Origin of the sequence: Bacillus cereus, from assembly GCF_002567495.1 — a bacterium.
Taxonomy (GTDB): Bacteria; Bacillota; Bacilli; order Bacillales; family Bacillaceae_G; genus Bacillus_A; species Bacillus_A cereus_AQ.
This window is the reverse complement of the sequence record NZ_NVAP01000036.1, coordinates 1-11,107: the sequence shown is the minus strand read 5'-3', so window position 1 is coordinate 11,107 and position 11,107 is coordinate 1. Positions and strand designations below refer to the sequence as shown.

The window sequence follows — 11,107 nt, the reverse complement described above, 5'->3', positions numbered from 1 at the left end:
AGGAGAATTCTTTCGGGAAACTCGTTAAACTAATCTTCTACTCAAACTGAAGCTTATTAATGAACCTCACTAGTATGTTTGAAGGTTGCTTGTCGTTACTAAGGATCCATCCATAAGAAAGAGGCTCAAGATTAGGTACATCTAATTCAATAGAAACCATTTCGTTTTGATTATTTAATAGATTATGTTTGAATGAATAATCCAATCCAATTGTAATAGCTAGTTCTTGCTTCACTGCATTTTCTATTGCTTGCGTATTATTAGAGATGAATAATATATCCACATTCCCATACTTAGAAAATAACTTATTAATGCTACCCCGGATGTATTCATCATCATATAAAACCAAAGCCTGATTTACTAACTGTTCTGGTACAAGAATTTTCTCTAATGCAAGTTGAGATTTTTTATTAACTCCCACAACTATTTTAACGTCTATTATTTTATTAAATGTAAAATTATTATGCCTCTCTCTAAACTTCTCTGATGATGCAATAAATCCAATATCAATCTCACCTTGTTGAAGGTCTTCTAGTATTTTTTTATGATCCTTTTCATAAACCTTTATATTTACATAAGGATGCTCCTTTTTGAATTTCGAAATTATATTTATTAGTACATGCATAGGTCCAGGGATTGTCGCAATTCTTAACTCCCCGTTTAAAGTATGATTATAGATTTGCGCTTCTTCTTTCAATTCTTTTACTTGCAGTAGAATTTCACTAGCTTTTTTTATAATTGATTTCCCCTCAGAAGTGGGAACTGCCCCCAATCCTCGTGAACGTGCAAAGAGTTTTACTCCCAGTTCACTTTCTAACAAAGAAATAGATTGACTAATTGCTGATAAAGTAACGTGAGACTGGAGTGCAGCCTTAGTAAATGATCCAGTATCCGCTACCGCTACGATATACTCCATTTGTTCAAAATTCATCTTAATACTCCCTTTATTAAGATTTACTTAATTATTAGTAAATATATCTAAATTTTAATGAATTATAAATAGAGTTACAATACAGATAGTTGTTATTAATCTTTCAATTAATAACAATTTTGTATAAATACATTTAACATTCATTATATAAAAATAAGGGAGATGAATAACACTAAACCCGAGAAGAGCCGCTTTTATCACAGTTGAAGCCATAGGAATTGATAAAAAAACGCATTAAAGTTTGCTCAAAAAGAGAATTGAGTTGTAATGGCTCATTTTAGTGCGAATCTAGATAAGGCAAACACTATAGCCATCTAGGAAAATGGTGGAGAAGCGATTATTGTAAAAACAAATGTTTCAAGGCTTGAAGAAGCTGCATGATTAATAGAAATAACTATTCAAACCTTTGGAAGAATTGACATTATGCTCAAAAATACAGGTACTGGCTATCCCACTCCTGTTTTAGACCACAATATTAATGATTACCATCGTATCATTAATATCAATTAGCATGGCGTAACCTGTGGTATTATTGCTGCCGGTAGAAAAATGCGGGTATAAGATATTCACGGTGTAATTATTAATACTGCCTCTGCTTTTGGTTTTCTAGCATCGACAGGTACTTATGCTCCCCCTCTTCAAAGGTTGCTGTTTTTATAATAACAAGGTCAGCAACTTTAGAGTTAGACGATTATTAAATACGGGTATTTGCAATTGCACAAGGAATTGTTGATACACCTATTAGGTGGTATCAACATAACAGGCAATACAACCAAAAATAACGAAAAATCAACGATATGCATCATATAAATAAGCATTATTTATATGATTAAAAACTTTTTACTAAACAAAAAATTTATAGAAATACTATGATGTTTACTAATCAAATGGAAAGTAGGTATTATATATGTGCGGAATAGCGGGATGGGTTGATTGGTCAATGGACCTTTCTAAACAAAAAGAAACTTTAAAAAACATGACAAATTCTATTATACATCGTGGACCAGATGCAGAAGGATTTTGGTTCTCTAAGCATGCAGCTTTTGGTCATCGTCGCCTTATTGTAATTGATCCTGAAGGTGGTCTACAGCCTATGTTGTATAAGGATGGGGAGACGACTGTTTCACTAACATTTAATGGAGAAATTTATAACTACCAAGAGCTACGTATTGAACTAGAGCATTTAGGACATGTATTTCAAACAAAATCAGATACTGAGGTATTATTACACGCGTATTTAGAATGGAAAGAAGATTGTGTACAACACCTTAATGGAATCTTTGCCTTCGGTATTTGGGATGAGAAATTGCAGCGACTTATGTTAGCTCGTGATCATTTAGGAGTAAAACCACTCTTTTTTGCACAACGTGATAATTCAGTTATCTTCGGATCCGAAATAAAAGTATTACTTTCTCATCCAAATGTACAAGCAGAGGTGGATACAGAAGGTCTTTCCGAAATCTTCTGTCTTGGTCCAATGCGAACACCTGGTCATGCAGTATTTAAAGATTTACATGAAGTACGCGGAGGACACTACATTCTGTTTACTTCTAATAAAACTAAAAGTAAGCAATACTGGAAACTAGAAAGCAAACCACATACAGATGATATAAATACTACAGTTAATACAATTCATTCCATTTTAGAGGATACAGTAAAACGACAATTAGTTGCCGATAGACCCGTGGTTACTATGTTATCTGGAGGTTTAGATTCCAGTGGTTTAACTGGGTTAGCAGGAAATGAATTCAAACACATCGGAAAGAAACTTCATACTTATTCTCTAACTTTTACAAATGAAGAACGTGATTTCGAAGAAGATTTTCTTCGCCGAGATCGAGATGAACCTTGGGTACAACGTGTATCTGAACATGTTGGAACGCAACATCATTCTTTTGAATTAGGATCTGAAAAGCTCATTGAAAATTTATTAATTCCAATGAGGGCTCGTGACTTACCAGGTGTTGGGGAACTTGAAACTTCTTTGTATCTTCTCTTTAGAGAAATGAAAAAAGATGCTACAGTAGCCCTTTCTGGAGAATCAGCAGATGAAGTTTTTTCTGGATATCCTTGGTTCCATCAAGAAGAGTTTTTAAAAGCGGATATTTTCCCTTGGAATGTAAACTATTCTTATATTACAGAAATTTTATCAGAGGACTTAAAAACAAAAATAAATCCTATTGACTATCAAAAACAACGTTTTCAAGAAGCTGTACATGAAATACCTTTTTTAGAAGGAGAAAATAATTTACAAGCAAAACAACGTCAAATGTCTTATATGTTTATTACACGCTTCCTACCTTTTATGTTAGAGAGAAAAGATCGTACTAGCATGATGACAGGTTTTGAAGTACGTGTTCCATTTTGCGACTATCGACTTGTTGAATATCTCTGGAATGTACCGTTTGAAATAAAAAGTATCGATAATATTGAAAAGGGAATTTTACGTCGAGCTTTCCAGACTGTTCTTCCCACAGATGTATGCTATCGTAAAAAAAGTGCATATCCAAGTACAAAAGATAACGCCTATTTACAAGGAATTAGTGAATGGATGCTAGATGTATTAAACGATAATACATCTCCTATTCTACCTCTTATTAACGTAGAAAAGGTTCGTTCAATTGCACTAGGTACAGATGAAATCATTACTGGTAATGAGGCAAGAGGTTTAATTGATTATCTACTTCAAGTAAATAGCTGGCTTCAAGAATATCAAATTAAACTTATCTAAAATATATTCGATAGATAGCAAAGTAACATTATATATATGTCGAACAAGGGATGCCTGCCATCCCTTGTTCGAAGTCAATTCATCTCCCGCCTACTCAAGAAGCTGTGACCCTTCACGCTCCTTGAGGAAGGAATCTTCTTGGCTAAAATGATAAAAACCGTAAAGATTAGAAATCCTTACGGTTTTTATTTGAATTATTTAAATGCTTCGTATAATCTCTATCGTTATTTTAAATCACTTTATTTTTTAAAATTTAACTTCATTAAATTTATTTAATTGTAGCATCCACTTTTATTTGTTCTTTTTGAGTTTTGTTATCTATAGCAATATATATCTTTTCAATTTTATAAACTGTATTTCTTGGCAATAATAATTCGTATTGCCCTGGGTATGCAGTCAAGTCATCTGAATTCATATAAGCACCATGAGTCCCAGAGCCCACCTTAAATTCTGTCATAACTGGTCTTGTTTTGGCATATCCGGCATCAATAAGTATAGAAGTGCTTATATATCCAAATTCTGTTATTGTTTTCCCTTGGAATTCTTTTTGTATTTCCTTGAATTTCTCCCTATCAACCTTGCCATTTTTTATTATGGAATTATCATACCCCTTTCCAAAAATCCATGCATCATCCCCTCGATACACTTTTATATTGTCATTCACTTTTGCCTCTTTTCTATTTAATGCTTTATCTAAGGATTCAATTTTTTTCTTCATTGTAGGATCAGAATCTAATTTACCCGCATGTGTTCTTAAAAATTCATTATACGGTCTTGCATTTTTTGTATAATCTCTTATGGCAGATTTCTCTTCTTTGCTCCACTTACTAAATTGTTTTTTCCCCCAAGCATCAGCTTCTTCTTTATTTGTACACAGCTTATATTTGTCTACATTATTACAGTCTTTAGGCTTTGACGGTATATTTCCTATATATTTTGATGTAGATTGAAACGTCACATTATCGTTTGGCTCAGCCATCGCAAATGTAGATGTAGTACCACCAAATACAGTTAAACCTAATGATAGAATAGTAGCTATAGCTAGACTTTGTTTTTCCATATTAAAACTCCTCTTATTCTGTATTTTTTAAAAATTAAAGGTTTACATACTAAAGGAACCAACTTATTTATTGAACATTATTTTTTAATTTGTTTGTATCAAATCTCAGAGTCCTTGATTATTTCATATTTAATTTTTTAAATTCTGCCAAACTATAAAGCACCCTATAGTACGAGGTATCCATTCTCCAAAACTAAGTTTATATAGATACATAGAGCCATCATGACTATGAATTTTTACAAATGGATAACATAGTTATAAAACAAACGAAAAATATCATTATAAAAATAGTATTCAATTCAAAGAATAAACAACCCCATAAGAACTCGTATCTTAATAGTTATTCCTACAATTTATCCCTGGTTATTTATTGTATATAAAGTGACGTACGCATTGTATTGAATGGGAAATTAATAGAGGTTTTTTGATATTCAAATGTCCCCTGTTGATGTCCAGATGCATCCCATTTATAATACCAACCAACAATTGGGTTGCCCCCAATTACAGTTGATCCAATACTCTTTACTACTGAACCATTCATTTTTGCAATTGGATTCTGTCCATATCCAATTTCTTTTGTGTAAATATATAGGTAACTTCCCCCATGGTTTCTTGTTGTACTAAAGTTATTAGTATTGATCGTCTCTACCCCACCTTGCTCAGACTCTACTTGTACAACGTTTAAGGAAGATAATGGTGCTGCAGGACCAGCAGATGCCTCTGTTGCCATTCCTAAACCTAAAAATGTAGTGATTGCTAACGACGAAATCCCTAATGCTACTTTTTTTAACATAATAAAATCCCTTCCCTCCATTTATTGTATATCATCACAAACATAACTTTATCCCCTAAATATGTAAATGATTTGAAGTTGTAGAAATATAATACAGAATATTCCATCTTATGTTTCTACAGCTTTATTAACACAAGAGATAGGATTCTCGCCGCTTTACAGATTTTCCGAACGGTACGGTGCGATAGCACCCACTTTAGGGGGGGATGAGAGTGAGCTCAAGTGCAATGTACAAATAAAACACCGAAGGTACGTTCTGTATATCAAGAATTTGAAATGGTATAATTTTCATAATAGACAAGTAAAGGTCTCTAAAACAATCTTGTTCTCTGAAAACAGAATACATATGAGGTTGGAGTAACAAATTCTTCTACTCCGTAAAATGTATTGAGTCGTCAAGCACAAGACTCTAAAATACATTTGAGAATTCACAATCTGACTCGTTTGGTAATAGAATGAGTGCCGTATCTGCTATATGCACTGGATACGGAGTGGTGATGGCACACCGTAATCTTGCACATCGGCGATACTAGAAATAGACTTCGCCTTTGGTAGCAAGAATCCCACTGATGATAGTCAGCTTGTGGCTTTAGCCGTTGGAGTGTCAAATAGACCGTATAATAGCTCTGTAAAATTTTTCATCCTTTACTATTTTGTGGAATTAGGTTATCAAATCGAAAAGTTTAATAATTTATATTCAAAATATTTATCAACTAGAGTTTTATCAATAAAAGAACCATAATAGGCTGCATATCCATTTGAGATTATTGTAATTTGTCACAAACACCAAATTTTTTTGATTGATGGAACAATCTATAAAAAACTGAAACTTCTTCAATCATTAGAAGAGAAATTGGTGAAAGCACAGCGTGTTCTTTCTAGAAGGACAAAAGACTCTTCTAGATGGAATAAAACATCGAGTAAAAGCTAGCTAGAATTCATGAATACATGACGAATGCTATAAAGGATTACTTAGACATAATCTCAACTGAAATCATCAAAAACCACGATGTTATCGATATAGAGGATTTGCAAGTATCAAATATGTTAAAGAATCATAAGTTAGCAAAAGCATTTAGTGAGGAATCACGGCCACAGTTTCGAACCATGTTGGAATATAAAGCAAAATGTTACGGCAAACAAATTATTGTCGTATCGAGAACATTTGCTTCTAGCCAATTATGTCTACAAAAACAGAGATGTTAAAATCTAACTATTAGAGAGTGGGATTATCCTTCTTGTGACACACATCACGATAGCGATCGAAACGAAGCGCTTAATCTTAGAAATGAAGCGCTTCTTCTTTTAACCTTAGGGACTACAGAGATAGCCTTGGTTTCTGTATTTAGGAATCTCCCACTTCAACCGTAAGGTTGTTAAGTGGTGAGTAGTTCAAAGTATTTCCTATAAGGAAGGATAAAGACCATACACAGCCCTTTATATACCCTTTCTGTACTATCCTTTTTTTGTGCCTAATTGGACGTTTGTATGTTAAAATAGCATTTTATGCGTATATACAGAAGGATAAATATATGAAGTTACGTAAAGTTATCGCAACAATACTATTTCCAATGCTTATCTTGTCTGCGTGTTCAACATTAACGGAAGAGGAGTACTTGGATGCTGTTGCAAAAGAACAGGTTGATGTTAGCGGAGGGATAAAAAAAGGGAATGACAAATCTCTTTCCATTACAGAAAGAAAAGAGAACATTGAAAAACGCATCTCACTTCTAGAAGATTCAAAGAAACTTTCCGCCCCTTCGGAATTTAAAGATGCACACAAAGAATATGTTAAACAGTTAGAACTAGAGATGAAAAACCTTGAAAAGGCGAAAGAAAATCTTAGTCGTACATCATCTATCTTTGATAATTATAGTGATAAAGACAAAGCTGTATAAGATAAATATAACAACTTATTTCTTGAAAAATTAGGTGTTGACGCTCGTGAAAAACTCTATGAGAAAAATTGCGATTTACGTCGAATTTCAAGAGAAGAGTACATTAAAGTAGATCAAAAAGAAATTAAAGAGTTTCTTGATTGTTTCAAAGACGCGCAAGTTCCTACAGTTGATGGTAAAGTAGATCATCTTGCTGTCATGGACCTTGTGAACAAGGCTAGAGGACATCTAACAAACATAATAGCTACAATTCCGCCTAAAGAGTTAGATGAAGCTGCGGAAACGTTTAAAGAAGCAAATACAGAGTTTGATGCAGCACTAGATGTACTGTTTTCTGACCCTAAATTAACAAAAGGAGAAACAGGTAGTACGTTCATGTCTTCATATCTAGAGGGTCTGAAATTAAATAAAGAGTTTATGGAAAAAGTAAAAACTACTTCGTAAGAAATGCAGCTCCTATCGTTTTCATTAAGTTGTAGCTTATAAACATATGTACCGTATCAGTAGAATATTTGTGGGTGTGAGGTTAATGAAAAGAATGAACCTTGTTGCAAGCATTCATAGATTCGTATTAAAGGTAACTCCATTTTGAAGAGAGATTGTTCAAAGTGGAGTTTTTTTGTGGGGATAAAATAGGGTTTTATCATTTCGTTTTAATCAAACTAAGATTTAAACCTACATCTATAAAGAAAATGACACTCAAAAAGTGCCGTTTTCTCTCATTAGTAACGTATGTAAGTACCTGTCCAGCCTTTTGTTTCATAAGCATCTTTCAAATAAAACGTATATCCACACTTCACCATTGTAGTTGGCATAAATTCTCTTGAGCGAAAGTCATCTTATTACCAAGTGGTTGGTACAGTTTTACCACAATCAACACTGTATATATTTGAATATATTTCTGTTGCTGAAATAAGGCCTGTACCTCCTGACAAGATAAAACCTGTCGCCACAACAATCAATGCAAATTTTTTAAACGTGAAATTTCCTCCTCGTAGATTAGTAGATTACACATCCACTGCATCTTATTCCCTAATTATATAAATATCATCTAGTTATATAAGTTTTAAATGTAATTATATGAAATATATTGAAGACACTTATTTTTTCATTTTCTTTTCTCCTATTTTAATGGTATTTACTATGTAATTGTGCATATTAACAAAATACTTAATAAACTCAATGATACATGTGGTAAAATGTATGAGAAAGGTACTTTCTATAAAGTAGGTTCTTAGACCAAAAGGCGTAACGTATCTCATATTCATGATGTGGCGTTACTGTTACCACCCACACATATGTAAACTATTATTCAAATGAATTCTATTGATGTCTAGGCTTCTGTTTTATAGGAAGTATTTTTATGGGATGGGGATTATATATAGGAACGTGGTTCAAGTCATAGAAAAGGCACTCCTAGGAGTGCCTTTTCTATGACTATTTTATATTTGAAAACACTTTCAAAATTATTGGATATAAATTGATGTACACATTGTATTAAAATGAATGTTAATTTCACTAATGATAATATTTTTGTTATGATCAATGTATAATAAAAACATAACTCATGTAACAGTCTAAGCGGTATACTTAACCAACGGCCGCTTAAGTAATGAGTTATACCCCTTGGAAAAGGTACCTTGCAGCAGGGGTTCCTTTTCTTTTATTGTTAGTGGTAAATTATTCTATATAGAAGCTATATAGTTAAATAGTATAATGATTAAATTGTAATTGAAGTGAAGTATGTATCCCATATGAATATTATTAAATATTAGAAAGGCAATCATTTGAGCGATGGCTGGTATACCAATGATAGATAAACTTTGCACCCCATTATAATATTAGTAATCCGATTAATTGCAAAAAAGCCTTTAATATCATAGTCTTGCCAAATCTAGAAGGTCCTATAATACCAAAGAATTTACCTTCTTGAACTTGTAAGCTAATCACTTTTAAAGTTTTAAATTTCCCCCACCTGATAATGCCGCTATCCAAGCAAAGAAAATAACTAGTTCAAAATCAATTACTTCGCTCAATTCTGTTAAAATGCAAGATACAATGAAAAAATGCATTATTATTTGCCCTCTTGCAATTCATAAAAGCTTATAGCTAACTTCCTTCATGTTATTTACCTAAAAAATATTAAACTTATCTTTAAGTATTTGATAATATTGTTTCTCTGTTATTTCCTTTTTAGATTTATTACCATGTTGGGTTTCTGTAAAACTTTGCTTAGTAAGTGCAATATGGCCATGATCAATCAATTTACAAATAATATTCCCTTTATTTACCGGCGATTCCGGATGTTCTATAACCATATTCTGTATAGCATTCACTTTTTTTTCATTAATTACATTTAAATAAAAAGCATAGCCAATAGACCAGGTATCAGTAAGATCAGAATCCAGAAAATGAGAAGTTTCTCCATTTTCCCCTTTTTTCATTTCAAATACGTGAGTCCCTTTCTCTGTGTTTTTTTTACGAACACGATATTCTCCCGTCACAGAAGTTACACTGTCACCATGAAAAGGAACAGGTTGTAAAGGAAGATACGATGCAAAACCAGCATCTATTATATAATTTTCATTTTTGTGCTGTAAAACGATGAGTACATGGCCATCATCAGGGTTCCATTTTCTTATTTTCGGATTATATAGAGTTCCAGCTACTCGATACACATTAAATCCACAATCACACAAAAAATAATATAATAAAGAATTAATCTCATAGCATAATCCGCCACGATTCTTTAAAAGCAGTTTTTCTTCAATATTATCTTTAGAAAAATTTTGCATGTTTCCTTCCATAATGTCTATGTTTTCATACGGTAATAAGTGCCCCATCTGTAAAAGAATTGTATGCAAATCTTCAAATTCCACATTTTCTTTTGGTTGAATTCTCAATTTTGAGAAAAACTTTTTTTGTAATTCAGTTAACATAATATATCCCCTTCCATTAGTAGAAAAATACATTCTTATAATAATATATTAAGACTATAAATTATATGATACACAGCTATAATACCAAATTTTAGGGCACTATGCACATCTCCAGAGTGCACAGAGAGTATATATGAATGTGATTTTCTGAGATTTCTAAGATTACATTAAAGATGTGCATAACTAATAAACCTATCAACTTGTAGAATTTGAAAATATGGAACCTTTTAAGCTGAAATAAGATAATTATATTTATAAATGAATTGATGCAACATTAAAAAGAATGAGCCCGGTACAAATACCGGACTCCATGCATATGGCGCTTGTATAGATGGTAGTGTCTAATATAACTTCTTCCGTTATAACTCCACCTTTAGGAACCTCACAATTTGATAGGATACGAAAAACGGCCGATACGCCACGCCCTCTTCCTCGTTATCTACACCTTGAATATTTTGTTTGCCATATGTTGCCCGCACAAACTTTGATGGCGGTGTAAAGTCCCCAGGAAGTCCCATCGAACCTGATCCTTATCCAAATTTATCCGCTAAAATCCAATGTAGCGATGGTGTAATTGCCAAAACAGGTAATGCTTCACCTTGATAGTTTCGCCAGTTATATTGTTCCATTGGTAACGTCTAGGAATTATTAATACTTCTTGAGTGAACTACCCGCCACTTAACGTCCTAACGGACTGTTTGAATTGGGGGCTTCTCGGTTAGTCGTTACTTTTGATAGCTAACGAATTCGTCCTA

At 32.9% G+C, this 11,107-nt stretch carries 7 protein-coding genes and 2 pseudogenes; 4 read left to right on the top strand and 5 right to left on the bottom strand.

Annotated features, from left to right (window positions below; genetic code table 11):
- Positions 1 to 37: 37 nt before the first annotated feature.
- A complete protein-coding gene (locus tag COK05_RS16430; protein WP_098613415.1) occupies positions 38 to 931 on the bottom strand; it encodes a LysR family transcriptional regulator in 894 nt (297 codons plus the stop codon).
- A 907-nt stretch (positions 932 to 1,838) separates the two neighbouring features.
- On the opposite strand from COK05_RS16430, the gene asnB reads away from it, so the two are divergent.
- A complete protein-coding gene (gene asnB, locus COK05_RS16425; protein WP_098613414.1) occupies positions 1,839 to 3,662 on the top strand; it encodes an asparagine synthase (glutamine-hydrolyzing) in 1,824 nt (607 codons plus the stop codon).
- Between the two features lie 268 nt (positions 3,663 to 3,930).
- Here the strand turns inward: asnB and COK05_RS16420 are convergent, their stop codons facing one another.
- Both COK05_RS16420 and COK05_RS16415 read right to left on the bottom strand, forming a co-directional pair.
- Positions 3,931 to 4,722, bottom strand: coding sequence for an ADP-ribosyltransferase (locus tag COK05_RS16420; protein WP_098613413.1), 792 nt, complete (start codon positions 4,720 to 4,722; stop codon positions 3,931 to 3,933).
- Positions 4,723 to 5,089: 367 nt separating this feature from the next.
- A complete protein-coding gene (locus COK05_RS16415) occupies positions 5,090 to 5,515 on the bottom strand; it encodes a DUF4879 domain-containing protein (RefSeq protein ID WP_098613416.1) in 426 nt (141 codons plus the stop codon).
- Positions 5,516 to 6,311: 796 nt separating this feature from the next.
- Here COK05_RS16415 and COK05_RS16410 point away from each other — a divergent pair.
- The 3 genes and pseudogenes from COK05_RS16410 to COK05_RS31810 form a co-directional block, all read left to right on the top strand.
- Positions 6,312 to 6,886, top strand: a pseudogene (locus COK05_RS16410) (RNA-guided endonuclease TnpB family protein); the annotation flags it as partial.
- A gap of 161 nt (positions 6,887 to 7,047) precedes the next feature.
- Positions 7,048 to 7,413 (top strand): hypothetical protein, encoded by a 366-nt coding sequence (locus COK05_RS31815; protein WP_255290338.1) that lies wholly within the window; start codon positions 7,048 to 7,050, stop codon positions 7,411 to 7,413.
- A gap of 207 nt (positions 7,414 to 7,620) precedes the next feature.
- Positions 7,621 to 7,857 (top strand): hypothetical protein, encoded by a 237-nt coding sequence (locus COK05_RS31810; protein ID WP_255290337.1) that lies wholly within the window; start codon positions 7,621 to 7,623, stop codon positions 7,855 to 7,857.
- A gap of 1,688 nt (positions 7,858 to 9,545) precedes the next feature.
- On the opposite strand, the gene COK05_RS16395 is transcribed toward COK05_RS31810, so the two are convergent.
- Positions 9,546 to 10,352, bottom strand: coding sequence for an arylamine N-acetyltransferase family protein (locus COK05_RS16395; RefSeq protein ID WP_098613412.1), 807 nt, complete (start codon positions 10,350 to 10,352; stop codon positions 9,546 to 9,548).
- A gap of 300 nt (positions 10,353 to 10,652) precedes the next feature.
- Positions 10,653 to 10,882 (bottom strand): annotated as a pseudogene (locus COK05_RS31805) (linear amide C-N hydrolase); the annotation flags it as partial.
- Positions 10,883 to 11,107 lie beyond the last annotated feature (225 nt).